Source organism: Acidimicrobiia bacterium (assembly GCA_035948415.1).
Taxonomy (GTDB): Bacteria; Actinomycetota; Acidimicrobiia; order IMCC26256; family PALSA-555; genus PALSA-555.
In genome coordinates, this window is the sequence record DASZJD010000037.1 from 29,923 (window position 1) to 53,889 (window position 23,967).

24 protein-coding genes are annotated in these 23,967 nt (G+C 74.4%); 10 read left to right on the top strand and 14 right to left on the bottom strand.

The window, feature by feature from the left end:
• The first annotated feature begins 59 nt into the window (after positions 1-59).
• Entirely contained in the window at positions 60-1,190 is a 1,131-nt protein-coding gene (locus VG869_05650; GenBank protein ID HEV3450672.1) for an acyl-CoA dehydrogenase family protein, read from the top strand.
• Between the two features lie 58 nt (positions 1,191-1,248).
• Here the strand turns inward: VG869_05650 and VG869_05655 are convergent, their stop codons facing one another.
• The 3 genes from VG869_05655 to VG869_05665 form a co-directional block, all read right to left on the bottom strand.
• Positions 1,249-2,028 carry a urate hydroxylase PuuD gene (locus VG869_05655; protein ID HEV3450673.1) on the bottom strand — a complete coding sequence of 260 codons (780 nt, stop codon included), beginning with the start codon at positions 2,026-2,028 and terminating at the stop codon, positions 1,249-1,251.
• Positions 2,029-2,134: 106 nt separating this feature from the next.
• The gene (locus tag VG869_05660; protein HEV3450674.1) at positions 2,135-2,620 is read right to left on the bottom strand and encodes a PaaI family thioesterase; all 486 of its coding nucleotides are present in this window, start codon (positions 2,618-2,620) and stop codon (positions 2,135-2,137) included.
• 1 nt (position 2,621) lies between these two features.
• A complete protein-coding gene (locus VG869_05665) occupies positions 2,622-3,167 on the bottom strand; it encodes a histidine phosphatase family protein (protein ID HEV3450675.1) in 546 nt (181 codons plus the stop codon).
• A gap of 677 nt (positions 3,168-3,844) precedes the next feature.
• On the opposite strand from VG869_05665, the gene VG869_05670 reads away from it, so the two are divergent.
• Positions 3,845-3,973 carry a hypothetical protein gene (locus tag VG869_05670; GenBank protein ID HEV3450676.1) on the top strand — a complete coding sequence of 43 codons (129 nt, stop codon included), beginning with the start codon at positions 3,845-3,847 and terminating at the stop codon, positions 3,971-3,973.
• A 45-nt stretch (positions 3,974-4,018) separates the two neighbouring features.
• The gene (locus VG869_05675; protein ID HEV3450677.1) at positions 4,019-5,206 is read left to right on the top strand and encodes a hypothetical protein; all 1,188 of its coding nucleotides are present in this window, start codon (positions 4,019-4,021) and stop codon (positions 5,204-5,206) included.
• Positions 5,207-5,215: 9 nt separating this feature from the next.
• On the opposite strand, the gene VG869_05680 is transcribed toward VG869_05675, so the two are convergent.
• The 8 genes from VG869_05680 to VG869_05715 all read right to left on the bottom strand — a co-directional run bounded on the left by VG869_05680 (position 5,216) and on the right by VG869_05715 (position 14,603).
• On the bottom strand, positions 5,216-6,751 hold the full coding sequence (locus VG869_05680) for a PQQ-binding-like beta-propeller repeat protein (GenBank protein ID HEV3450678.1): 1,536 nt from the start codon (positions 6,749-6,751) through the stop codon (positions 5,216-5,218).
• Positions 6,752-6,823: 72 nt separating this feature from the next.
• The gene (locus tag VG869_05685) at positions 6,824-9,004 is read right to left on the bottom strand and encodes an acyl-CoA dehydrogenase (GenBank protein ID HEV3450679.1); all 2,181 of its coding nucleotides are present in this window, start codon (positions 9,002-9,004) and stop codon (positions 6,824-6,826) included.
• A 9-nt stretch (positions 9,005-9,013) separates the two neighbouring features.
• Positions 9,014-9,820, bottom strand: coding sequence for an alpha/beta fold hydrolase (locus tag VG869_05690; GenBank protein HEV3450680.1), 807 nt, complete (start codon positions 9,818-9,820; stop codon positions 9,014-9,016).
• Complete coding sequence (locus VG869_05695) at positions 9,817-10,023, bottom strand: ferredoxin (GenBank protein HEV3450681.1); 207 nt, start codon at positions 10,021-10,023, stop codon at positions 9,817-9,819. Before VG869_05695 ends, VG869_05690 begins: the two co-directional genes overlap by 4 nt.
• A 4-nt stretch (positions 10,024-10,027) precedes the next feature.
• Positions 10,028-11,215 (bottom strand): cytochrome P450, encoded by a 1,188-nt coding sequence (locus VG869_05700; protein HEV3450682.1) that lies wholly within the window; start codon positions 11,213-11,215, stop codon positions 10,028-10,030.
• Between the two features lie 48 nt (positions 11,216-11,263).
• A complete protein-coding gene (locus VG869_05705; GenBank protein ID HEV3450683.1) occupies positions 11,264-12,595 on the bottom strand; it encodes an FGGY-family carbohydrate kinase in 1,332 nt (443 codons plus the stop codon).
• Positions 12,592-13,377: an inositol monophosphatase family protein gene (locus VG869_05710; protein ID HEV3450684.1), complete on the bottom strand. Its 786-nt coding sequence runs from the start codon at positions 13,375-13,377 to the stop codon at positions 12,592-12,594. The genes VG869_05705 and VG869_05710 overlap by 4 nt, the downstream gene beginning before the upstream one ends.
• A 44-nt stretch (positions 13,378-13,421) precedes the next feature.
• Positions 13,422-14,603 carry a thiolase family protein gene (locus tag VG869_05715; GenBank protein ID HEV3450685.1) on the bottom strand — a complete coding sequence of 394 codons (1,182 nt, stop codon included), beginning with the start codon at positions 14,601-14,603 and terminating at the stop codon, positions 13,422-13,424.
• A gap of 114 nt (positions 14,604-14,717) precedes the next feature.
• Between VG869_05715 and VG869_05720 the strand changes: the two genes are divergently transcribed.
• The 6 genes from VG869_05720 (at position 14,718) to VG869_05745 (ending at position 20,607) form a co-directional block, all read left to right on the top strand.
• Entirely contained in the window at positions 14,718-16,247 is a 1,530-nt protein-coding gene (locus tag VG869_05720) for a class I adenylate-forming enzyme family protein (GenBank protein HEV3450686.1), read from the top strand.
• Between the two features lie 45 nt (positions 16,248-16,292).
• A complete protein-coding gene (locus VG869_05725) occupies positions 16,293-17,303 on the top strand; it encodes a phosphotransferase (protein HEV3450687.1) in 1,011 nt (336 codons plus the stop codon).
• Between the two features lie 30 nt (positions 17,304-17,333).
• The gene (locus VG869_05730; protein HEV3450688.1) at positions 17,334-17,789 is read left to right on the top strand and encodes a MaoC family dehydratase N-terminal domain-containing protein; all 456 of its coding nucleotides are present in this window, start codon (positions 17,334-17,336) and stop codon (positions 17,787-17,789) included.
• A gap of 79 nt (positions 17,790-17,868) precedes the next feature.
• Positions 17,869-18,309, top strand: coding sequence for a VOC family protein (locus VG869_05735; GenBank protein HEV3450689.1), 441 nt, complete (start codon positions 17,869-17,871; stop codon positions 18,307-18,309).
• A gap of 4 nt (positions 18,310-18,313) precedes the next feature.
• Positions 18,314-19,852: an AMP-binding protein gene (locus tag VG869_05740; protein ID HEV3450690.1), complete on the top strand. Its 1,539-nt coding sequence runs from the start codon at positions 18,314-18,316 to the stop codon at positions 19,850-19,852.
• Complete coding sequence (locus tag VG869_05745) at positions 19,849-20,607, top strand: DUF2889 domain-containing protein (protein HEV3450691.1); 759 nt, start codon at positions 19,849-19,851, stop codon at positions 20,605-20,607. Before VG869_05740 ends, VG869_05745 begins: the two co-directional genes overlap by 4 nt.
• A gap of 29 nt (positions 20,608-20,636) precedes the next feature.
• Here the strand turns inward: VG869_05745 and VG869_05750 are convergent, their stop codons facing one another.
• Both VG869_05750 and VG869_05755 read right to left on the bottom strand, forming a co-directional pair.
• Positions 20,637-21,497, bottom strand: coding sequence for an LLM class F420-dependent oxidoreductase (locus VG869_05750; protein HEV3450692.1), 861 nt, complete (start codon positions 21,495-21,497; stop codon positions 20,637-20,639).
• A 28-nt stretch (positions 21,498-21,525) separates the two neighbouring features.
• On the bottom strand, positions 21,526-22,308 hold the full coding sequence (locus VG869_05755) for an SDR family NAD(P)-dependent oxidoreductase (GenBank protein HEV3450693.1): 783 nt from the start codon (positions 22,306-22,308) through the stop codon (positions 21,526-21,528).
• A gap of 43 nt (positions 22,309-22,351) precedes the next feature.
• Between VG869_05755 and VG869_05760 the strand changes: the two genes are divergently transcribed.
• Complete coding sequence (locus VG869_05760) at positions 22,352-23,140, top strand: SDR family NAD(P)-dependent oxidoreductase (GenBank protein HEV3450694.1); 789 nt, start codon at positions 22,352-22,354, stop codon at positions 23,138-23,140.
• 42 nt (positions 23,141-23,182) lie between these two features.
• Here VG869_05760 and VG869_05765 read toward each other — a convergent pair.
• On the bottom strand, positions 23,183-23,967 hold a 785-nt coding region (locus tag VG869_05765; GenBank protein HEV3450695.1), incomplete at its 5' end, for a class II aldolase/adducin family protein.

A 23,967-nucleotide genomic window follows, 5' to 3' on the forward strand; every position in this document is an offset into this window, starting at 1 on the left:
CGCCACCCGGCGGCAGCCCGGTCGGCCCGAGCGGCCCCTCGGGTACCGTTCTCGCCCGCATGGAGCTGGAGTTCACCCCCGAGCAGGAGGAGCTGCGCGCCGGCGTGCGCGCCCTGCTCGACCGGGAGTGCCCGATGAGCCTGGTGCGCGCCGTCGTCGAGGACGGCGCCGTCCCCGACGCCCTCTGGAAGCACATGGTCGAGCTCGGGTGGCCGGCGCTCACGGTCCCGGAGCCCCTCGGCGGTCTCGGCCTCGGCCCCGTCGAGCTCGCCGTCGTCGTCGAGGAGCTCGGGCGAGCCGTGGCGCCCGGCCCCTTCGTCCCGACGGTGTGCCAGTTCGCGCCCGCCGTCCGCGAAGCGGGTGACGCCGCGGCGCGGGAGCGCTTCCTGCCGCGAGTCGCCGACGGGTCGTTGACCGGTGCGCTGGCGGTCGCCGAACCCGGCCGGCCCGCCGACCCGGCGGCGGTGCTCGCGATCGCGACCCGAGACGGTGACGGCTGGGCGCTGTCGGGGACCAAGACCGCGGTCCTCGGCGGCGACCGCGCCGACGAGATCGTCGTCGTCGCACGCACCCCCGACACCGACGGCGACGACGGCATCCTCGCCCTCGTCGCCCCGCGCGCGGCGCTGGAGGTCACGCCCTGGCGGGCCCTCGACCCGACCCGCGGGCTCGTGACCATCCGACTCGACGGCGTGCACCTGGACCAGGACCGGCTCCTCGGCGAGCCGGGCCCCGACACCGCCGCCCGGCTCCGTCGCGCCATCGAGGAGGCCACCGCCGCCCTCGCCGTCGAGATCGTGGGGACCTGCCAGACCATCTTCGACGTCACCCTCGAGTACGCCAAGCAGCGCGAGCAGTTCGGCGTGCCGATCGGCTCGTTCCAGGCAATCAAGCACAAGTTCGCCGACATGCTGATCGCGCTCGAGCGGGCGCGCGCGACGTCGTACTTCGCTGCGCTCAGCCAGGCCGAGGACGACCCGAGCCGGGCCATCGCCACCGCGACCGCCAAGGCCGCGGCCGGGGACTGCCAACGTCGCCTGGCCAAAGAGGGGATCCAGATCCACGGCGGCATCGGATACACCTGGGCGCACGACATGCACCTCTACGTGCGCCGGGTGAAGACCGACGCCCAGCTGCTCGGCACCACCCACGAGCACCGGGCGCGGATCGCCACGCTGCTCGGCCTCTAACGCGACCGCCGCCCGGCACGAGCCGGGCGGCTGTCGTCACCCTGCACCGCCTAGGAGGTCAGAAGATGATCTCCCACAGCGCGTACCAGACGACCACGAGCACCACGCCCGTGCCGATGGCGCGCCAGTGGTTCTCGTAGATCCAGTTCGTGAGGTTGCCGGCGGCGCGCCCCCCGATGATGCCGAGGGCGTTCAGCTCGAACGCGGCCCAGATGACCGCGGTGATGATGAAGTAGACGGCGCGGTCACCGCTGTGCGTCACGTCGTAGAGGTTGCCGTTGAAGAAGTGCGCGGTGCCGATCATGAAGAAGAGCATCGGGAGCGAGAAGATCGTGTTCTGGCGCGATGCCAGCGCGGCCCGGCGGCCGGCGTCGGCGGCGGTCGGGTCGGCCTGCCCGCCCGCTTGCACGTTGCGGGCGTTGGCGATGACCGTCTTCTGGTTCGGCCAGATCACGAGCCACACGTTCAGGAACATCGTGACGCCCAGCAGGATGCCGGTCGCGATGCTGATCCCGCTCGAGCTCTTCCAGTAGTCACCGTTGACGAGCTCGGTCTTCAGCTTGCCGCCGCTGCTGAGGGACCGCTGGTCGACCAGCAGCAGGATGCCGAAGCCGAGGGTCGCGGCCGCCGCCCAGCGGAACCACCACAGGGCCCGAGAGGCGAGCTTGTCGATGGCGTTGTTGCGGGCGCTGCCCTCCATCTGCGCGAAGGACGGAACCTGCACGAAGTTGAAGTAGTAGAGCAGGCCGATCCAGACGATCCCTACCAGGACGTGGGCCCAGCGGAGCAGGAACTGCAGTCCCGGCTCGCGATGGAAGATTTGTATGGCCTCCAACATGGTGTGGGCCCCCCTTCACCGTGGTCTGAGGTCGGCGGCAACGTAGCACCGAAGCGCCGCGAAAGGGTGTTTCCCGGTTCGACGAACGTCGCGACGTGCGCTCGGCTCAGAGGTCGGGAGTCTGCGGGTCGGTCGGCGTCGCCCCGGCGAGCGGCTCGCGCCGAGCGACCACCATCGCCGAGAAGTCGGCGGACGCGATGAGGTCGTCGAGCGGGTCGAGGACGCGGACCTCGACCACGATCAGCATGTGGCCGGACCGCACGACGTGGGCCTCGGCGCGAACCGGGCCGGCCTTCGGACGGCCGAGGTACCGGACGTGCAAGTCCGCGGTCACGAGACTCTCCCGCAACGGGTCGAAGCCGGAGGCCCGGCCCGCGCACGATCCGGCGGCGACGTCGACGAGGGTGGCGATGGCACCGCCGTGGAGGTTGCCGGACCCGTTGAACGCGGGTGGCGCCACCGGCATCTCGACGACGACCGTGCCGTCGGGTGCCGGTGTCTCGCGGAACTCGAAGCCGAGAAACGCGTGCAGCGGGGTGTTCGTGAACGCGGCGAGCAGCGCCGCCCGCGTATCCGCGTCCGGGCCGTCCACGTCAGGTCACCCGGGCGGCGCTCTCGACGCCGAGCCGCACCAGCTGCAGGTCCTCGCCGTCGACGTCGAGCTCCGTGACCGAGCAGTGGGCGGGCGAGCAGCACCACACCCGATCGTCGCCGGTCGCCTCGCCGACCGCCACGTTGATGGCCACGAAGTGCGTGACGACGGTGGCGTCGCGCCCGATAGCCGCGAGCGCCTCGAGCACGCCCCGTCGCCAGCGCCGCAGGTCGTCGTCGACGTCCGGCCACCGGCGGCCGAACGTCTCGCGAAGCCAGCGCGCCCGGTCCCCGCGTCGCCCGGGCGGGGTCGGAACCTCGCCCACGTCGGGATCGACCCGCGCTCGAGCACCGGCCCCTGCCACCGCGGCTGCGGTCTCCGCCGCCCGGGCGAGGGGTGACGACACGACGGTCCGCCGCGCCGCTGCGGGCAGGCGCGCCGCCAGGTCGGCCGCCTCCTGGCGCCCGAGGCTCGACAGGCCCGGGTCGTCGTGCTCCTGCCACGACGCCGACGGTTCCGCGTGACGCACGAGGAGGAGCCGGGTCATGGAGACGCAACGTACTCGCACCCCTGGAGGACCCAATGACCCGCGTCGCTCGCCGCGTGCTCGCCCTCGTGTCCATCGTCGGCGGTGGACTGATCGGAGCTGCCCCCACCGCGACCGCCGAGCGTCCGAGCCCGCCACCGGGCGCGCCGCCCACGGCGACGGTGCCGAGCCCGACACCCCCGTCGAGTCCCGACACGGTGCCGGTCCGGACCGGCCGCGCCGAACCGCCGACCGCCGGCCCTGGGAGCTCCCCGACCGCCCCGCCGGCAGACGCCATCGGATCGGGGTCGGCCGCGGTCCGCACCGGACGGGCCGCACCGCCGGCACCACCCGCGCCGCCGGCACCACCGCCGACCGCACCACCGCCGACCGCACTCCCGCCGAGCGACGCCGCCACCCCGCCACGGGCCCCGGCCGGCCCGAGCGGACGGGCCCCCAGCCGGGGCACGGCGCCACCGACCGACGGGCACGGGCCACCGACCGACGGGCACGGGCCACCGAGCTCGACGCCCGCGCCGGCATCGAGCACGGCGCCGGCGTCGCCCGCGCCGGGCGCGCCCGCAGCCGGGACCCCGCCTCCGCTCGGGCCGAGCACCTACACCGTCGCCGTCGGCGACAGCCTCTGGAGCATCGCCACGGCCGAGGTCGCGCGCGCCACGGGCCGGAAGCCGGGGTCGGTGGCACCGCCCGAGGTGACCGGCTACTGGCAGCAGGTCTGCGCCGTCAACCGGGGCCGCCTCCGCTCCGGCGACCTCAACCTCATCTACCCCGGCGAGCAGGTCGAGCTGCCCCCGGTCGCCCCGTAGCGGCGCCGCGCTTGACCAGCCCCGCCGCGCTGAGGAACATGCGGCGTGATTCGGTGGGGGGCGGTCCTGGCCGCGGCCGCGGTGGTCGTCGCGACCGCCGCGCCCGCGGCGGCGGCGCGCCCGCACTCGACGGGCGGCGGGACGTACGTGTACTGGGACCAGAACGAGGAAGAGCAGGTGCTCACGCCCTCGGGCCACGTCGGGCTCCTGGTGCCGCCGTACGACCCGAACGGCCAGATGTGCATCTTCCCCGACCGGTCCGGCCGCTTCGTGACCGGCTACAACCCGACGCTCCCGGGCCAGCACAACCCGGGCAGCCGGAAGCCGATCATGAACCCGCCCGTCGGTGAGGCGGTGTGGGACCGGCACGGCCGCTTCACCGGCCGGACGATCGCGGTGCCGGGCCCGTACGCGAACCCGGGCTCGAAGGTCGGTGGCGACATCCCGCCGGACCAAGCCGCGGCGCGGGCCTTCAACAACAACGGGACGTACACGGGCTGCACGTTCGATCGGGGCGGCAACCTGCTCGCCGCCGACCTCGGCACCGCACAGGGCGCGGTCCCGGTGCCCGACAACGGTCGGCTCATCGAGTGGTTCGCGCCCCGGTACACCGACTACTGCATCCTGGTCGGCCCCACCCAAGGAGGAGTCGGGGCGCACCACGTCGACGGGACCGGCGGGCTGCGCGACCCGGGCCAGCTGGTCACCGACGCCGCCGGGAACGTCTACCTGGCCGAGAGCGGCGGCGGCCGGGTCCTCGAGTTCCTCGCCTCGTCGGTGCCGACCCGCGCGCAGCAGTGCGGGCCCGACAACCAGGCCCGCCCGCCGGTACCCGCCCAGGTGTTCACCCAGGGCCGGCAGGCGTTCCCGCTCGGCATCGCCCGTGACCCGACCTGTCAGTGCTGGGCGGTGGGCAGCGTGATCGGCGACCCGGCGGTGGCGTGGTACGACGACCACGGCCAGCCGGCGCCGAGCCGACCCCCGGTCCCGACCGGCCCGTACAGCCCGTTCGGGGTGGCCGTCGCGCCGGACGGGACCCTCTACATCGTCGACATCCACGTCGCCTGCACGACCAGCGGGTGTGGGCCGGTGACGAACGGCGGCCAGGTCCTGAAGGTGCCGGTCGTGAACGGCGTCGCGCAGGCCCCGGTGCCGGTCGTCGGCGGCCTGAACTTCCCCACCAGCGTCACCGTGTGCACGGTGACGGCGAAGACGGTGTGCCCCAGCCCGTAGCGGCCGCCCCTACGACCCCGTCGGGGCCGTCCCGCCAGGGGTGAAGGCGAACACGCCGTCGGGTGCGCCCACATGGGACGCGCCGGTGCCGAGCACGAGCGCGTCGCCGACGGTCGCGATCCCGGACCAGCACGGGGCCGGCAGCGCCAGCTCGCTGAGCAGCTGTCCCGACGCCGCGGCTCGCACCTGCACCACGTCGCGCAGCGCGCTGCCGTTGAACGTCAGGCCTCCCGCGATCGTCGTCGGGCCGAACGACGCCGCGCCGGACGCCTGCCACCGCACCCTGCCGGTGGCGGCGTCGAAGGAGTGGGTGGTCGGCTCCTGCATCGGGACGTCGCGCGGGTTGCTGGGGTCGCAGCGGATCATCCCGGCACCCTCGAAGCGGCCGAAGTCGCCGAGCGCGGTCGCCCCGTACACCGAGTGGCCGTCGTACCCGGCGGTGCCGATGAACCCGCCCGAGAAGCCGCCGAAGACCACGTTCGTCCGCCACCGCTGGCGTCCGGTCCGCGGATCCAAGGAGTAGTAGGTGCCGTCCTTGCCGCCGACGCCGAGGAACGTGGCCGTGCCGCCGCCGCCGACACCGGCGTTGGCGGTGGCCCCGAAGTCGAGGTCGCACTGGCGGTCGGATCGCGCCGGCCGGTAGGTCCAGGCGATGCGGCCGTCGGCGACGCGAAGGGCCACGACGCTCTCGGACAAGGGGGGCGGGTTGGAGAACCGACAGTCGGCGACGTCGAAGACCACGAGCCGAGACGCGGGCAGCAGCGTGCCGGACGACCACACGTTGCCGCACCCGTCGTTCAGGGGTCGGCCCGCGGCGTCGACGTCGGTCTCCCTGACCCACACCGGGTTGCCGGTGGCGAGGCTGGCGGCGACCACGTAGCCGCGGCGCCCGCGCCGACCGTCGACCGACAGGCCGACGATCACCCGGCCGTCCGTGACCACCGGCGACGAGAAGATGCGAGCGTCGTCGTGGGTCGGGTCGGGCGGCAGGTCGGGCCGGCCGGTGTACCCGTGCTTCCACACCAGCCGCCCTCGCACAGCGTCGAGCGCGTAGAGCGTGTACCCCCCGCCGAAGAGGACCAGCGGCGGCCGTCGGCCCTGGGCCGGCTCGAACCAGGCCGACGAGGTGACCATGCCGCCGTCCGACGTGGCGTCGCGAGGCTGCTGCCCCGGCTGCGGGCTGATCGCGGGCTGCGCGTCGAGCGGGAACTTCCATCGCAACGCGCCCGAGTGGAGGTCGATGGCGTAGAACCACCCGTCCCACGACCCGGCGTAGACGGTGCCCGCCACGACCGTCGGCGTGGCCGTGACCGCGTCTCCGGTCGGGAAGAACCACGCCGGGCGCAGCGCCGTCGCGGTCGTGGCGTCGAGGGTGGTGCGACCGTGGAAGGTGTGCTGCGCGTCGTGTCCGTAGGTGGGCCAGTCGCCGGGTCCGGGTCGGGGCCCGCCGCCGCTGGCCGCCGACGCGGTCCGGCCCGGCACGAGGACCAGGAACGCGACGGCGGCGAGCGTCGCCGCGCCGCGCCCGCCGCTCCCCGCTCCCACCCGGGGATGCTGGCACGGGCGGGCGCCGGCCCCCGGGTCACGCCGGGGCCGTCACCGGGCCCCCCGACCGCCTCAGGCGTCGCGCGGCAGCCCGAGGACGCGCTCGCCGATGATGTTGCGCTGGATCTCGCTGGTCCCGCCGGCGATGGTCAGGTTGCGGTTGAAGAGGAACCCGCGGCTCCACACCGCCCCCTCCCCCTCCTCGACCGCTCCCTCGGGTCCGAGGAGGGTCAGCCCCACCTCCTGCACGTGCTGGTCGTGCAGCACGCCGAGCAGCTTGCGGACCGCGGCCTCCGACCCGCTCGGGTCCGCGCCGCTCAAGGCGGCGAGCGTCAGCCGGAACCCGAGGCAGGCCAGCGCGTAGCCCGTCGCCACCAGGCCGCCCACCTCGTCGAGGACCAGCGGGTCCGAACCGTCGGCGCGCGCCAGGCGCTGCAGGATCTGCTCGAGCCCGGGCCCGAGGGCCAGGCCGCTGCCCATGAACACCCGCTCGTTGGCGAGGGTGGTCCGCGCCGCCCGCCACCCGTCCCCGGGCGACCCGATCAGGCAGTCGTCGGGGATGAACGCGTCGTCGAAGAACACCTCGTTGAACATCGAGTCGCCGGTCAGCTCGCGCAGGGGGCGGACCTCGAGCCCGTCGGTGCCGCGCATGTCGACCAGGAAGCACGAGATCCCCTCGTGCTTCGGGCGCGTGGCGTCCGTCCGGGCGAGGAGGATCCCCCAGTCGGCCAGGTGCGCCATCGAGGTCCAGACCTTCTGGCCCGTCACCCGCCAGCCGCCGTCGGCCCTCGTGGCCCGCGTGCTGAGGCTGGCGAGGTCCGAGCCCGCCCCCGGCTCGCTGAACAGCTGGCACCACATGATCTGGCCCCGAAGCGTCGGCGGGATCCACCGCTCCTGCTGCTCGCGGGTGCCGTAGACGATGACCGGGGGGAGGGCCCAGCTGCCCACCATGATGCCGGGGCGCGGCACGCGGGCGCGACGGAACTCCTCCTGGATCACCAGCTGCTCCGCGGCCTTGGCGTCTCGGCCCCAGGGCTTCGGCCACGTCGGCATGATGTACCCGGCGTCGGCGACCGCCCGACGCTGCTCGTCGGCGGCCAGGTCCTGGACGGAGGCGAGGAAGGCGCGCAGCTCGGCGCGCCAACGGTCCGCGTCCTCACCGAGGTCGACGGCGAGGACGCGCCGAGCTCCGTCCCGCGCCGCCGCGGCGGCCCGCATCCGCCACGCGTCCTCGGGGCCGAGCAGGCTGCGGAGCGACAGGGCTCGGCGGAGGTAGACGTGGGCGTCGTGCTCCCACGTGAACCCGACGCCGCCGAGGACCTGGATGCAGTCCTTGGCGTTCGCGAAGGCGGCGTCCAGCGCCAGCGCCAGGGCCGACGACGCGGTCAGGCTCGCGGCGGCGTCGGCGGTCGCACGCGCCGCGTCCCAGGTCGCGGCGCGGGCGAGCTCCAAGCGCCCGAGCATGTCCGCGCACCGGTGCTTGACCCCTTGGAACTGGCCGATGGGCCGGCCGAACTGGACCCGGGTCGCGGCGTGTTCCGCCGCCGTCGTCACGCACCACTGCGCGACGCCGACGGCCTCGGCCGCGACGAGCACCGCGGCGACGTCGCGGGCGGTGTCGGCAGCGAGGCCCGGCAGCCGACGGTCAGCGGGAACGACGGCGTCGACCGCCACCTCGGCGACGCGACGGGTGCGGTCGACGCTGGGCAGCTCCCGACGCTGGTCGGCGGGGACGTCGAGCGCGCACCACTCGAGACGATCAGCGACGCGGACCGGGGCCAGCAGCACGTCAGCGAGATGCCCGGCGAGGACGGGACGGACGGTGCCCTCCACGTGCAGACCGTCCGCGCGCTCCGCACCGGTCAGCGCTGGTGCGGCGTCGAGCGCGACCGCGCCGACTCGCTCCCCCGTCGCCAGCGCCGGCAGGAGGCTCTTGGCGAGGGCCTCGTCGCCGCCGCGCTGCACGAGCGCGGCGGCGAGCACGGTCGGGAGCGTCGGCCCGGGGGCGACCACCCGACCGAGCTCCTCGAGCACGACCACGAGCTCGGGGAGCCCGTAGCCGGAGCCGCCGTGCTCCTCGGGCAGGTGGAGCCCGAGCCAGCCCTGGGCGGACAGCTCCGACCAGAACGGCGGGAGGGACTGCCGCTCGGCGTCCAGGAGCGCCCGCGGCACCGCCGGCGGGCAGTGACGCTCGCACCAGCCGGCGACGGCGGCGTGGAGCGCGAGGTGGTCCTCGGAGACCCCGATCGGCACCCGACGATCCTACGAACCGGCCGCCGGTGCCCGGGTGCGGGCGCGGGCCGCGTCACGCGCGACGCCGTTCACGATCGGCGCCAGCAGTGCGGGCGCGCTGATCATCACGTCGTGGCCGGCGTCGACGTCGACGACCTCGAGCCGGCCGCCCGGCGACTCGCGCAGCCAGCCGATCTGGGCGTCCTGCTGCGCGGGGGCGAGCGCCTGGTCGCGCCGCAGCCGGACGTAGGTCTTTGGCAGCGTCGGCGGGACGCCACGTCGGGTCACCCGGTCCGCGAGCGCCGCGGGCGCCTCGACGCCGACGTGCGCCAGCACGAACGCGGTCTGGGCCTCGTCCATGTCGTTGCAGAACATCTGCCGGACCGTGGCCTCGTCGAGACCGGCCAGGGCCACCGACCCGGCGCGGGCCTCGGCCACGGCGTGCCGCACCGAGTCCTGGAGCTCGTCGGAGAGGGCCTCGATGCTCGAGCCGCCCTCCGGTGGCACCAGGCACGAGACGAAGACCAGGTGCGCGACCCGGGACGGCGCCCGCCCGGCCACCTCGGCGATCGTGAGGCCGCCCATCGAGTGGCCGACGAGCACGAACCGCTCGAAGCCGGCCGCGTCGGCGTCAGCGAGCACCGCGGCCGCGAAGTCGTCGAGCCCGAGGCCCGTGATCTCGGGCGGCAGCGCCGCGAGCGGCGCGCCCCGGATCTCCTTCGGGGGCAGGTCGACCGCCAGCACCGGGGCTCGCAGCCAGGGCAGGAGTGGCTCCCAGCACCAGGCCCCGTGCCCGCCGCCGTGCACGAGCACGATCGGCTGCCCGTCGTCGCTCACACGATCCGTTCGTCGTCGCGCCAGATGGCGATGGCTTGCGTCGGACAGCCCTGGCCGGCGAGCACGACCTTGTCCTCGGGATCGCCGGCGGGGTCCTTCACGAAGGCGATCCCGTCCTCGCCGAGGTCGAACGTGCCGGGCGCCCAGAAGGAGCAGTTGCCGGAGCCCATGCACTTCGAGCCGTCGATCTCGATTCGGAGCACGGGCTCACACGGGGTCGAAGCGGACGGGCAGCGTCGTCGGCGACCGGAAGGTCTCACCGTGGATGTGCGGGTCGTCGCGCTCCGCCACTTCCGGGTCGAGGCGAAGGTTGGCGCAGCGGTCCAGCAGCCGATTGACGGCGGCGCGCATCTCCATGCGGGCCAGGTGCATGCCGAGGCACATGTGGGGCCCGACACCGAAGGAGATGACGGGCTTGGCCTCCCGGAACAGGTCGAAGTCCTCGGCGCGCTCCCAGCGGGTCTCGTCCCGGTTGGCGGACCCGATGTTGGGGATCACCTGGGCGCCGGCAGGGATGGCGGTCCCCGCCACCTCGGTGTCGCGGACCGCCACGCGCGAGGTGATGAGCAGCGGTGGCTCCCAGCGGACGGCCTCCTCGACGGCCGGGGTCAGGAGCGCCCGGTCGGCGTCGAGGGCGTGGAGCTGGTCGGCGTTGGTGAGGAGGCCGAAGAGCAGGTTGCCGGTGGCGCGGTAGGTCGTCTCGGCGCCGGCCGGGAGCAACAGCCGGAGGAAGGAGAAGATCTCCTCGTCGCCGAGGCGCTCGCCGTCGAGCTCCGCGGTGGCGAGGTCACTGACCAGGTCGTCACGGGGGCGCGCCCGTCGGTCCTCGAGCACCTGCTCCAGGTACGAGCGCAGCTCGGCCGACGCGCGGATGGCCTCCAAGGGCCGGCCGCCCACGCTGATGATCGCCGACGCCCAGCAGTGGAACTGCTCGTAGTCGGCGCGCGGCAGGCCCAGGATGACGGCGATCACCTGCACCGGGTAGCGGTAGGTGAGCTCGCGAACCAGCTCCGCCCGCCCCTGAGGCGCGAAGCCGTCGATCATCTCGTCGACGACCGGCACCACGAGGTCGTCCTCGAGGTGCGCCAGGGTCTTCTGGCGGAACGCCTGCGCCACGAGCGACCGCAGCCGGCGGTGGTCGGGCTCGTCCATCCCAACGAGCGGGTACGGCCCCATGACCGCGGCCATGTTGGCGCGGATGCTCTCGGACGAGAACGTGTCGTTGTCGCGCAGCACCGCGGCGCAGTCGTCGTAGCGGTAGACCTCGAAGCCGTCCACGACGGTGCCCGTCGATCCCCAGGCCGGTCGGGTCGCCACCGGGAGCTCCCGCCGTCGCCGAGCCAGCTCGGGGTGCGGGTCGCGGACGTCCTGCGGGTCGGCGGCGAACTGCTCCATCGGGTCCCAGCCGACGACCGGGCGGGCGGTCTGGGTCACGGCCCGAGCCTATGCCGCCAGCGCGCGGAACCGCTCGTAGCGTTCGGCGACCGGCTCGAGCCAGGCCGGGTCCGGCTCGACGCGTCGCCCGACGCGTGCCCACCGTCGTCCGTCGGTCATCGCGGTCGGCTCCTCGAGCCCGGCGGCGATGCGGGCCAGCCACGCCGAGCCCAGCGCGCCTCCCTCCGGCACGAGGACGCAGTCGATCGGCAGCGCGGTCGCGTCGGCGACCGCCTGCACCCAGTCGTCGACGCGCGTTCCCCCACCCGACGCGACGAGCCGCCGGGGCTCGATGCCGTGGTGCGCGCGGGCCAGGTCGAGGATGCGTCGGGTGACGAAGCCCGACGCCTCGAAGGCGGCGCGGCGGATCGACGCCGCGTCGTGGGTCAGGTCCAGGTCGGTAAGCGTGGCTCGACGGTCGGGATCGTGCAGCGGCGCCCGCTCACCGCGGGGGTAGGGCACCCACACCGGGACCCGTCGGGCGTCGACCGGCCCGCTCGGCGCGCCGAGGAGCCCGGCGGCCCAGTTGCAGAACAGGCCCCCCGCGTTGCTCGGGCCGCCGACCAGCATCTTCCCCGAGGCGGTGTGCGGCAGCACGTAGAGGCCGGGCGCGGCGTGCTGCGCCGGGCTCACGGCCCACACGATCAGCGTGGTACCGAGGAGCAGCAGCACGTCGCCGTGCTCGTCGGCGCCGGCGACCAGCTGCTCGGCGAGCGCGTCGATGCACCCGGACGCCAGCGGCGGGCCGTCGCCGTCGATGCGCCCGGCCTCGAAGCCGGTGGGCACGAGGCGCGGGAACTGCTCGACCGTGGTGCCGTGGTCGGCGGCGACGGCCGGATCCCACCCGGTCCAGTCGAAGAGCGGGTGCGCGGTGGCCGCGGTCGACGTGTCCAGCACCGCCTCGCCGGTCAAGGCGTGGTTGGCGACCGCCTGCGCGGGCCAGTAGCCCGCCGCGTGCGGTGCCTCGCGCTGCAGCCAGCGGAGGAACGCCAGCAGCTCGCCGGCCTCGATCGGGTTGCCGCGGACGGCGGTGCGGCCGCGCTCGTCGCCGTAGAGGAGCCCGGGCTGGATCGGCACGCCGTCGGCGTCGACGGCGGTCAGCGACGGCACCATCGCCGCCACGCTGACCCCGCGCACGTCGAGGTCGCCGAGCGCCCGCAGCGCCTGGCGCGGGCCGCGCCGCCACGCGTCGGCGGCGTCGTGCTCGAGGCGGCCCGGCGCCGGCACCCGCACCTCGTGCGGCACCCGGGCGCTCGCCACCACGACGCCCTCGTCGTCAGCGGCGACGGCCTTCACCGACGAGGTGCCGATGTCGATCCCGACCGTGACCGGCGGGCTCATCGGGGCGCCGCGAACGCGGCCAGCACGGTGTCGTGGAGCCAGCCGTTCGTCGTCACGCACGGGGCGTCGTCGGCCCAGCCCGCGCCGGTCAGGTCGCTGACCCGCCCGCCCGCCTCCTCGACGATGGGGCGGAGCGCGGCGACGTCCCAGAGGGCGAGGACCGGCTCGACCATGACGTCGACTGCGCCCTCGGCCACGAGCACGTGGCCCCAGAAGTCGGCGAACCCCGCCGCCTGCCAGCACCGTTCGGCGAGGCCGCGGAACGCGGCGCCGAGGCCGCAGACGTCGAAGTACCGCTCGCTCGGCCCGCAGAGGTGCGCGTCCTCGAGCCGCCGGACCGCCGACACGCGGATGCGGTCGCCGTCGGCGAAGGCGCCGCCGCCCCGCCGGGCCCACCAGCGACGCCCCAAGGCCGGCGCCGAGACCACGCCGAGCGCGACGTCGCCCTCGACCTCGAGCGCCAGCAGCGTGGCCCAGGCCGGGACGCCCCGGACGAAGCTCTTCGTCCCGTCGATCGGGTCGACGATCCACCGGCGGCGGCCGTCACCGGTGGCGCCGAACTCTTCGCCGACGACCCCGTCGCCGGGACGAGCCTCGTCGAGCCGCTGCCGCACCATGGTCTCGACCGCGTGGTCGGCCTCGGTGACCGGTGTCCGGTCCGGCTTGGTCTCGACACGCAGGTCGTGGGCGCGGAACCGCCGCGTCGTCAGCTCGTCCGCCGCGTCCGCGAGCGACAACGCGAGCGCCAGGTCGTCGTCGAGGTCGCCGCGGATGCCGGGCAATGTAGCCCGACGCGCGTCGTCCGGGTCCCGGCGTCCGCGTCCGGTTACCGCGCGGGGACCTCGAGGACGGTCGCCGAGCCCATGCCGCCGCCGGCGCACATGCTCGCCACGCCGTACCCGCCGCCGCGACGCCGGAGCTCGTACACGAGGGTGGCGATCATCCGAGCCCCCGTGCACGCGACCGGGTGGCCGAGGCTGCACCCGCTGCCGTTCACGTTCACGATGTCGTGCGGGAAGCCGAGGACCCGGCTCGACGCGACCGCCATCGACGCGAACGCCTCGTTGATCTCGACCAGCGCCATGTCGTCGAGCGCGAGGCCGGCGCGGGCGACCGCCTTCGGGACCGCGACCGTCGGCCCGAGGCCGGTGTCCGCCGGCGGCACGCCGGCCGAGGCCCACGAATGGACGACGGCGAGCGCCTCGAGGTCGTGGTCTCGGGCGTAGGCGTCGTCGCAGAGCACGAGCGCGCACGCGCCGTCGTTCAGGCCCGACGCGTTGCCAGCGGTGATGGAGAACCCGGGGATCTCGGGGTGCAGCGGCGGCAGCTGGGCCAGCCGCTCGGGGGTGCTGTCCCGCCGCGGGTGCTCGTCGGTGTCGAAGATCTTCGGGTCGCCGCGGCCCACCGGGACCTCCACCGCGAAGACCTCGTCGGCGAAGCGGCCGTCGTCGATCGCGGCCACGGCCCGCCGGTGCGAGTGGTAGGCCCAGTCGTCCATCTCCTCCCGCGAGACGCCGCAGCGCTGGGCGGTGTTCCAGCCGACGGTGATCGACATGTCGGTGGCGGGCGCGTCGGGCGTCTCGGGGTGCGACGGCGACAGCCAGGGCTGCACGCCGGCGTACGAGCCCGGGAGCTTGCGGAACACCTGCGGCGACTGGCTGATGCTCTCGGTGCCGCCGGCGACGACGACCCGGTCCATGCCGGCGCGGATGTTCGCCGCCGCGGTCTGGACCGCGGCCATGCCGGACGCACAGTGCCGGTTGTGGGCCATGCCGGGGACGTCGGTGAGCCCGAGCTCCACGGCGACGTACCGGGCGATGTCGCCCCCGCCCTGGAGCACCTCGCCGAGCACGATGTCGTCGAGGTCCTCGGACGGGATCCCGCTGCGCTTCACCGCCTCCTCGACCGCCAGGCGGCCCAGCTCGAACGCGCTCATCCCGGCCAGCGACCCCCGGCGCGCGGTGCCGATCGGCGTGCGGGCGGCGGCGACGATCACGGCGTCTCCCACTGCGTGCTCCTCCCGAGTTGGCCCGTACCGACAGTCGCCGTCGCCCGGGCGGGCTCCGACTCGAGGTCACCCTACCCTGACGTCGGCGTCAGGTCGCTCGGCTACGTTCGCGGCGTGCCTCCCTCCGGCGAACTGCAGGTCGACCAGCTGCGCTTCATGGCCCGCGAGCATCCCGACGCCGTCGCGTACCGCAACCTCGACGCCGGCACCGCGATCACCTTCGCCGACTGGGACCGCGACTCGAACGCGCTGGCGCGCGGGCTCATCGAGCTCGGGCTGCGCCCCGACGACCGCTGCTCGGTCTACCTGCCCGCCGACGAGGTCCTCCGCTGGATCGTCGCCTACGCCGCCGTCCACAAGGCCGGCGCGGTGGCGGTGCCGACGAACACCCGGCTCTCCGAGCCGGAGCTGGCCGCCATCCTCGGGCACGCCGAGGTGTCGACGATCCTCACGAGCGAGTCGCTCGTCACGCTGCCGCTGGCGGTGCGCGGCCGCGTCCCCTCGCTGCGCACCATCGTGTCGGCGGGCGGACCGGTGGCCGGCGCCGAGCCCTGGGACGCCGTGCCCGCCGGCGACGGCAGCGACGTCCAGGTGCGGCGCGAGCCGTCGGACCTCGCCGACGTCATGTACACCTCGGGGACCACCGGGCTCCCGAAGGGCATCGCGGTTCGGCACAGCAACCTCGCCATGATCCCGAACGTCGAGCCCGTCTGGACCGGCGACGGGTGGATCCACGGGGCGCCGATGTTCACGTTCGCGGGCATCGCCTTCATCTACAACCCGATGAAGATGGGCCTGGTCGGGCTCTACCAGCCGCACTTCGACGCCGGTCGCTGGCTCGAGTACGTCGAGCGGGAGCGCCCGACCTTCTGCATGCTCGTGCCGGCGTTCGCCGAGCTGCTCGTCGCCCACCCCGACTTCCATCGCCGCGACCTCTCGAGCCTCCAGCAGGTCGCGGTCGGCAGCGCGCCGCTCGCACCGCAGACCCAGCTGGCCCTCATCGAGCGGCTCCCGGACGCGACGGTCGGGAACTCGTACGGCATGACCGAGGCCGGTCCGGCGTACATCGTCATGCCGAAGGAGGAGATCAAGAACCGGATCGGGTCGGTCGGCAAGCCGTTCGGCCCGATGGAGATCAAGGTCGTCGACGACGACGGCCGCGAGCGAGCGCCCGGCGAGGTCGGCGAGCTGCTCCTCCGCATGGCCGGCAAGCAGCGCGAGTACTACAAGGACGACGAGGCCACCGCCGCCACGTGGACCGAGGACGGCTGGCTGCGGAGCGGCGACCTCGCCTACCTCGACGACGACGGCTTCCTCTATATCTGCGGTCGCAAGAAGGACATGATCATCCGCGGTGGCAACAACATCTACGCCACCGACGTCGAGGCGGTGCTGCTCGAGCACCCCGAGGTGCGCGAGGCGGCGGTGACGGGGGTCCCGCACCCGGTGCTCGGCGAGGACGTGGCCGCCTGGGTCGTCGCTCGTCCCGGCCGTGGCCTCGACACCGACCAGCTGTCGGCGTTCGTCGCCGAGCGCCTCGCCGACTACAAGCGGCCCCGACAGCTGTACGTCGTCGACGAGCTGCCGCGCAACGCGACCGGCAAGGTCATGAAGCACCGGCTCCAGACCCCCTCGGCGTCCTGAGGGCAGCCGGCGACGCCCGCCGAGTCGCTCGACGCCACGGCCGCGATGGTCCGGGCCGCCATCGACCGGTTCCCGCCGGCGCCGGTCGAGCGTCTGTGCTTCGGCACCCCTGACGCCTCGGCCATCGCCGCGCGCCTCGACGAGTTCCTCCGCCGGGAGCTCGGCGCCGGGATCGATGAGCCGTGCTTCTACGTCACGAGCGTCGGCTGCGTCCTCGGCGCGGTGCTCGACGACCGCCGCCGGGTCGTCGTGAAGGCCCACCAGCCGGGCAGCGACCCCGACCAGCTCGCCGCGGTCCAGCGGGTCCAGCGCCATCTCGGCGCGCACGGGTTCCCGGCCCCAGCGCCGATCGCCGGCCCGGCTCCGCTCGTCGCCGGGCTCGCCACCGTCGAGACGATGCTCGAGGGCGGCGCGATCCCCGACGCCCGGCAACCCTCGATCCGCCGGGCGATGGCCACCTGGCTCCGTCGGCTCCTCACCCTGACCGCCGGCTTCGCCCGCGACCCCGCGCTGGCCCGGCCGGTGATCCCGCGCGGGGATCCCGCCCGCGTCTTCCCGCCGCCCCACAGCCCCGTCTTCGACTTCGAGGCCACGCGCGACGGCGCCGAGTGGATCGAGGCGCTCGGGGCCGAGGCGGCGGCGGTCGTCGACGACGAGGGCGGCACCGCCGACGTCGTGTCGCACGTCGACTGGCGCGTCGAGCACCTCCGCTCCGTCGGCGACCGGCTCGTCGCCGTCTTCGACTGGGACAGCCTCCGGACCGACCGCGAGGCCGCCGCGGTCGGCCAGGTCGCGCACGGGTTCACGATCGACTGGGGGGCCGCCGAGGCCCACGTCCCGACCCTCGACGAGGCCGCGGCGTTCGTCCGCGACTACGAGCGGGCCCGCGGCGCGCCGTTCACGGACCGGGAGTGGCGGGTCGCGAAGGCGGCGTGGGTGTACGCGACCGCGTACGGAGCCCGGTGCGAGCACGCGCTCCTCGGGGCCGCGGTGGCGCCGGTCCCAGAGGCGTTCCGAGCGCGGCTGGCCGCGCACGGGGCGGCGTGGCTCCGGTAACGTGCCGCGCCGGCGCGAAGGAGCAGGGCATTGGCGCTCACCGAGCTGAAGGGCCAGACCACGGGCCGCCAGACCGTGGTCATCGAGCGGGGCCCGGTGCGCGTGTTCGCCGAGGCGCTCGGCGACGACGACGCCGCGTACCGGGCCGACGGCGCCCCCGTGCCGCCGACGTTCCCGTTCGTGATGTCGTACTGGGGCTCGCTCGGCGCGGGGGGCGCGGCCGGCCTCCCGATCGACCGGCTCCGCGGCCCCGGGCGGGCCATCCTGCACGGCGAGCAGGCCTTCGAGTACTACCGCTGGCCGCACGTCGGCGACCTGCTCGAGGGGTCCACCGTCGTCACCGACGTGTACGAGAAGGAACGATCGAACGGCGGGAAGCTCGAGTTCTACGAGACCGAGACCGAGTGGAAGGACGCCCGCACCGACGAGCCGGTGCTGAAGGCCATCTTCACGCTCGTGATCAACGTCCGGCCGCCGAAGGACTAGGACCGTCCCGAGCGGGTCGGCGACGGCCGCCCGCGCCGGACCTCCGTCCGGGCGCGCTGCGATGCGCGAACATGCGCGCATGGCGACGTTCAACCACGTGGGCCAGTGCGTCACCGACCTGGCCCGGTCCCGACGCTTCTACGAGGAGGTCTTCGGGTTCGAGTTCTGGCGCGAGATCACGCCCGACGACTCGCCGTCGGATCGGCTGCTGCGCCTGCAGCCTCCCATCGGCATGACCGCGTGCTACCTGCGGCGGGACGGCCTGATCCTCGAGCTCCTCCACTTCGGGGGGTCCGGCGCGCGGTCGGCGCCGCCCGCGGTGCGGGCGATGAACGAGCCGGGCCTCACCCACGTGTCGCTGTCGGTGGACGACCTCGACCTCGCGTGCCGGCGGGTGATCGAGCACGGCGGCGAGGTGCTCGAAGACACGAACATCGGGTTCGGTGTCTTCGTCCGCGACCCGGACGGGCAGCTGGTGGAGCTGCTCCCGATGGCGTACCGCGACTCGCTGGAGCCCTGACCCGGTGGACCCGGTCCACGCCTTGACCCTCGGCGACGTACTGCGAGAGCACGCCCGCAGCCGGCCCGGCCAGCTCGGCGCCGTGGACGGGGAGCGGCGGCTCACCTTCCCCGCCCTCGACGCCCGCGTGAACCAGCTCGCCGCCGCGCTCGCCGCCGACGGCGTCGAGGCCGGTACGCGCGTCGCGTGGCTGGGCCAGAACTCGTTCCGGGTCCTCGAAGGGCTGCTGGCGGCGGCGAAGCTCGGGGCGCTGTTCTGCCCGGTGAACTGGCGGTCGAGCCCGGACGAGCTGGCCTTCGTCGTCGACGACCTCGAGCCCCGGGTCGTGATCTGGCAGGACGAGGAAGTCGGGGCCGCCGTCACCGAGGCCCGCCGCCGCGCGCGGGCCCCGGCCCGCTGGGTGCGCCACGACCAGCACCCGGGAGGGTACGAGGACTGGATCGCCGCGCGCCCCACCGCCGATCCCGACCGCCGCGTCGACCCGTCGTCGGCCGCGCTGGTGGTGTACACGGCCGCGTTCGACGGTCAGCCGAACGGGGCCATGCTGAGCCACGTCGCCTGCATCGCCCAGGGCCTGGTGTACGGGCACTACACCGGCACGACCGCCGACGACGTGTACCTGAACAGCGGCCCGCTCTTTCACCTGGGGACGCTCATGCACACGCTCGCCACCTTCGTCGCCGGCGGCACCAACGTGTTCGTGCGGCGCGTCGACGCCGAGCTCCTGTGCCAGACGATCGAGCGGGAGCGGTGCACCGGCGCGTTCATCGTCGGCCCCACCCTCGACCAGGTGCTCTCGGCCCGAGAGGCCGGCGGCCACGACCTGTCCAGCCTCCGCACGCCGCCGGGCCGGCCGGCGTGGGACGCGGTCACGAGCCCCGACGACAGCCCGTGGGCCGCCCGGCCCGGCGGGTACGGGCAGAGCGAGGTCGTCGGGATGCTGACCTACAGCTGCCTCGGCCTCGACGCCGCCGGCACCCACGGTCGTCCGTCCCCGCTGGCCCAGGTCCGGGTCGTCGACGAGGACGACCGCGACCTGCCCCCGGGGGAGGTCGGGGAGATCGTGGCCCGCGGCCCGACGGTGATGTGCGGCTACTGGAACCGCCCCGCCGAGAACGCCAGCCGGCGCCGGGGCGGGTGGCACCACACCCGCGACCTCGGCCGCCGCGAGGCCGACGGGTCGATCACGTTCATCGGGGCCAAGACCCGCATGATCAAGTCGGCGGCGGAGAACATCTACCCCGCCGAGGTCGAGCGCGGCCTGGCCACCCATCCTGCGGTCGCCGAGTGCGCGGTGATCGGCGTGCCCGACCCCGCCTGGGTGCAGAGCGTGAAGGCGGTGGTCGTGCTGCGCGCGGGGGCGGCCGCGACCGCCGACGAGCTGATCGACCACTGCCGGGCCCAGATCGCCGCCTACAAGAAGCCCCGGTCGGTCGAGTTCGTCGACGCGCTGCCGCGCCGCGGGCTCGCGGTCGACTACGACGCGCTCGACGCCCGGTTCGGCGGCGGCAACTACCCCGGCGGCCGGACGCGCAGCACGTGAGCGCCCCGTTCCCCTCCGGGTCCTACCGTCGGCGCCTCCGCACCGTGACCGAGGACGACGGCGTCGTCGCCGGCGCCCTCGAGGACGACTTCCACTACTTCACCGTCCGCCTCGGCCACGACGGCGAGCGCGTCCTGGCGATGGACGCCGAGTCGCGGCGCTGGCCGTGGACGACCTGCCCCGGCGCGGCCGAGCCGCTGCGGGCGCTGGTCGGCATGCCGCTGTCGAGGCGCTGCCTGGCCGTCGGCGACTGGACCGACCCCCGCCGCAACTGCACCCACATGTTCGACCTGGCCGGGCTCGCGGTCGCGCACGCCGCCCGCGGCGGTCCACCGGGGACGGCCCGCCAGTACGACGTGGCGATCCCGGCCGGGGCCCAGGCCGGCGGGCGGCGCGAGGTGCGCCTGTGGCGGGACGGGGAGCCCACGCTCCGCTGGGTCCTCGACGGCCGGGCCTGCGTCGACCCGCCCCCGTACTCGACGACGCGCTGGCGCGGCGGCTTCCTCCGCTGGGCCGACCGGACCCTGCCCCCCGACGACGCCGAGGCCGCGATCGTCCTGCGCCGCGCCTGCGACATCGGCATGGGGCGGGGCATGGACCTGGACGCGGTCCCCCGCGCCCTCGACCTCCTCGACGTCCAGGGCGCCATCTGCCACACCATGCAGCCGGGGGTGGTCGAGGTGTCGCTCCGCAACCGCGGGACGACCCGGGACTTCGACGCCGACCCCGACCGGCTGCTCGCCGACTGGCCCTGACCGGCGGCCCCGGGGCCGATCCCGCCTCGTCACCGAGCGCCGGCGGTCGGGGAGAGCCCGACCAGCGACGCGAAGTCCGCCATCCCGGTCCGTGCCTCGCGTGATCGCGCCCAAGGCGACACGATGAGGCGGGTCACGCCGAGCTCCTCCCAGCGGCGGACGTCGTCGGGCCCCGCGACCGGCCCGCCGAGGCAGACCTCGAACCGCTCGGCGTCGCGCCCGGCCTCGGCCCGCAGCGCCCGCAGCCGGGTGACCTGACGGGCGCCGCTCTCGAAGTCGTGGCTCATCCCGATCCACCCGTCGCCGAGCCGGGCGGCGCGGCGCAGCGCGGCGTCGCTCTCGCCGCCGACGAGGATCGGCGGCCAGGGGCGCTGGGTCGGCTTCGGCTCGAAGACGGCGCCGTCGAAGGAGAAGAACTCCCCGTGGTGCGACACCACCTCTTCGGTCCAGAGCCGCTGGCACACCTCGAGGGCCTCGTCGACGCGCCGGCCCCGCCGGTGGAAGTCGAGCTGCGCCGCCACCCACTCCTCCTCGAGCCAGCTGGCGCCGACGCCGAACTCGGCCCGGCCCCCCGACACGAGGTCGAGGGTCTGCACGCCGCGGGCGGCGACGAAGGGGTGGCGCAGCCCGACGTTGTACACGTGGGTGCCGAGCCGCACCCGCTCGGTGCGGCCGGCGAGGTACGCCAGGTAGGCGAAGGCGTCGAAGATCGGTGTGGTGGGCGGGACGGGCGGGTGCTCCTCGCCGGGATGCGGCGACCGGCTCATCCGGCTGGTGAAGATCAGGTGCTCGGGGAGCCACACCGACTCGAAGCCGAGCCGCTCGGCCTCGAGGGTGCAGTCGACGAAGAACGCCGGGTTCAGACGGCCGAGCGCGATCCCGAACTTCACCGGGCGCGCTCGTCGTCGGGCCGGCCGCTCATGCGTGCGTCACGTACGAGCCGTCGTCGCGGCGATGCCAGCCCCCGGCCGCGAGGTTGCCGCCGTCGACGTGGATCGTCGTGCCGGTGACGAAGCGGCTGAGGTCGCCGGCCAGGAAGACGGTCGCGGCGGCGACGTCGTCGACGTCCCCCTGGATCGGCAGCGGCGTGTGCACCGCCACCGGCCCGATGCCGGGCGTCGGGATCACGTCCGGGGCGATGCAGTTGACGCGGATGCGCCGCGGCCCGAGCTCGAGGGCGAGGGACTTCGTCAGGCTGGTCACCGCGGCCTTCATCGCCGAGTAGACCGCGTAGCCCGGCGCGGCCCGGTGGGCCTCGATCGACGTGAGGTTCACGATCGAGCCGCCGCGGTCGGCCATGGTCGCGACGACCGGGCGCACGAGGTTCGTCACGCTCACGAAGTTCTCGCGGATCAGCGCGTCCTGACCCTTGGCGCTGACGCCGAGGAAGTCGGCGACGAACCCGCCACCGGCGTTGTTGACCAGCACGTCGATCGGCCCGAGCTCCTGCGCCGCCGTCGCCACGAACCCGCGGCACGCCTCCTCCTCACGGACGTCGAGCTCGGCCGCGACGACGCGCCGGCCCTCGGCCTCGACCGCGTCTGCGGTGGCGTCGAGCCCCGTGACGTCGCGGTCGCAGATCGCCACGTGCGCGCCGAAGCGAGCCAGGGCGACGGCGGTCGCCTCGCCGATGCCGACCGCGGCGCCCGTGACCACGGCGACCCGGTCGGTCAGCAAGGCCGCCGACGGGTCGAGGGTCACGGCGCCGGACAGTACCCGCCGGCTGCCAGTAGCGTCGGGCCTCGTGGGCTACTCCGTCGAAGGCAAGCACGTGCTCGTGACCGGTGCGTCGTCGGGCATCGGCGCCGCGATCGCCGAAGGCTGCGCGCGTCGTGGCGCGACGGTCGGGATCTGCGCGCGCCGTGGGGACCGGCTCCAGGCCGTGCTCGAGCGACTCCGGGAGCACTCGCCCGGCTCCCGCGCGTGGACCGTCGACCTGGCCGACCTCGACGGAATCGCCGCCTTCGCGGCGCGAGCCGAGCGGGAGCTGGATGGCGTCGACGTGCTCGTGAACAACGCCGGGATCCCGAAGCGCCGGCACGTGACGCGGCTGGAGCCCGACGAGGTCGAGGCGGTCATGCGGATCAACTACTTCTCGCCCGTGCGCCTCACCCTTGCGCTGCTGCCGGGACTCGTCGATCGAGCCGGGCGGATCGTGAACATCTCGTCGGTGGCGGCGCGGCTCGGTCCGCCGATCGAGGCGGCCTACGCCGCCAGCAAGGCCGCGATCACGGCCTTCTCCGAGTCGATGGCGGTCGACCTGCGCGACACCGAGCTGCTGGTGCACGTGGTGAACCCCGGCGTCCTGGACACGGAGCTGTTCCACCTGCCCGACAACGAGGCCGGGTTCCACGACTCGGTCGAGATGCTCCCCGTCGACGCGATCGTCGAGCCCGTCCTCGCCCAGCTCGACGCCGGGACCTTCGAGGGCTACGTCCCGGGCTGGTTCGCCGACATCGTGGCCGGGAAGTTCGGGGACCCGGACGCCTTCCTCGCCGGGACGAAGGAGTACGCCCGGACGAAGTCGTCGTAGACCACGATCAGCGGGCCGGCGGCCGCCGGACCGCCCGTGGCGTCACTCGAGGAGCTCGGGCTGCTCGGCCACGATCCACTCGTAGAGCGGCGAGAAGCTGAACCACCCGGCGACGTGCGACCCCACCTGGCTGGCGGTGAGCGCAGCAGCCTCCGGCGAGATGTGCACCGGCGTGCCGGCGGCCTCGGCGAGCAGCTGGGCCTGGCAGGAACGCTCCATGGTGATGAACCACCAGACCGCCTCGTCGACGCTATGCCCGACGGTGAGCAGCCCGTGGTTGCGCAGGATGAGGGCCTTGTTGTCGCCGAGCGCATGCGCGAGGCGCTTGCCCTCCTCGAGGTCGAGGACCACGCCCGTGTAGTCGTCAAACAGGGCGTGGTCCGGGTAGAAGGCGCACGCGTCCTGGGTCAGCGGGTCGAGCAGGCGGCCGAGTGACGACCACGCCTTCCCGTGCAGCGAGTGGGAGTGGGCGGCGGCCACCACGTCCGGTCGGGCCTCGTGCACCTGGGAGTGGATGGCGAACGCGGCCGCGTTCACGCCTTTGTCGCCCTCGACGACCTCGCCGTCACGGTTGACGAGCAGCAGGTCGGAGGCGCGGATGAACTTGAAGTTCACGCCGAACGGGTTGACCCAGAAGTGGTCGAGGTGCTCAGGGTCGCGAGCGGTGATGTGACCGGCGACACCCTCGTCGAACCCGAACTTGCCGAACAGGCGGAAACCGGCCGCCAGCCGCTGCTTGCGGTGGCGTCGCTCCTCCTCGAGGGTGGCGAACTTCGGGCGGTAGTCCGCGTAGGGCGCGAGCTGCTCGAGATCGCTCTGCGTGGTTG

Bases quoted from the DNA above. Each gene is read 5' to 3' on its own strand.
- VG869_05700 (HEV3450682.1), bottom strand. From the start codon at position 11,215: ATGGAGCAGTTCGCCGCCGACCCGCAGGACGTCCGCGACCCGCACCCC.
- VG869_05655 (HEV3450673.1), bottom strand. From the start codon at position 2,028: ATGTTGGAGGCCATACAAATCTTCCATCGCGAGCCGGGACTGCAGTTC.
- VG869_05650 (HEV3450672.1), top strand. From the start codon at position 60: ATGGAGCTGGAGTTCACCCCCGAGCAGGAGGAGCTGCGCGCCGGCGTG.
- VG869_05725 (HEV3450687.1), top strand. From the start codon at position 16,293: ATGGTCCGGGCCGCCATCGACCGGTTCCCGCCGGCGCCGGTCGAGCGT.
- VG869_05735 (HEV3450689.1), top strand. From the start codon at position 17,869: ATGGCGACGTTCAACCACGTGGGCCAGTGCGTCACCGACCTGGCCCGG.
- VG869_05705 (HEV3450683.1), bottom strand. From the start codon at position 12,595: ATGAGCCCGCCGGTCACGGTCGGGATCGACATCGGCACCTCGTCGGTG.
- VG869_05665 (HEV3450675.1), bottom strand. From the start codon at position 3,167: ATGACCCGGCTCCTCCTCGTGCGTCACGCGGAACCGTCGGCGTCGTGG.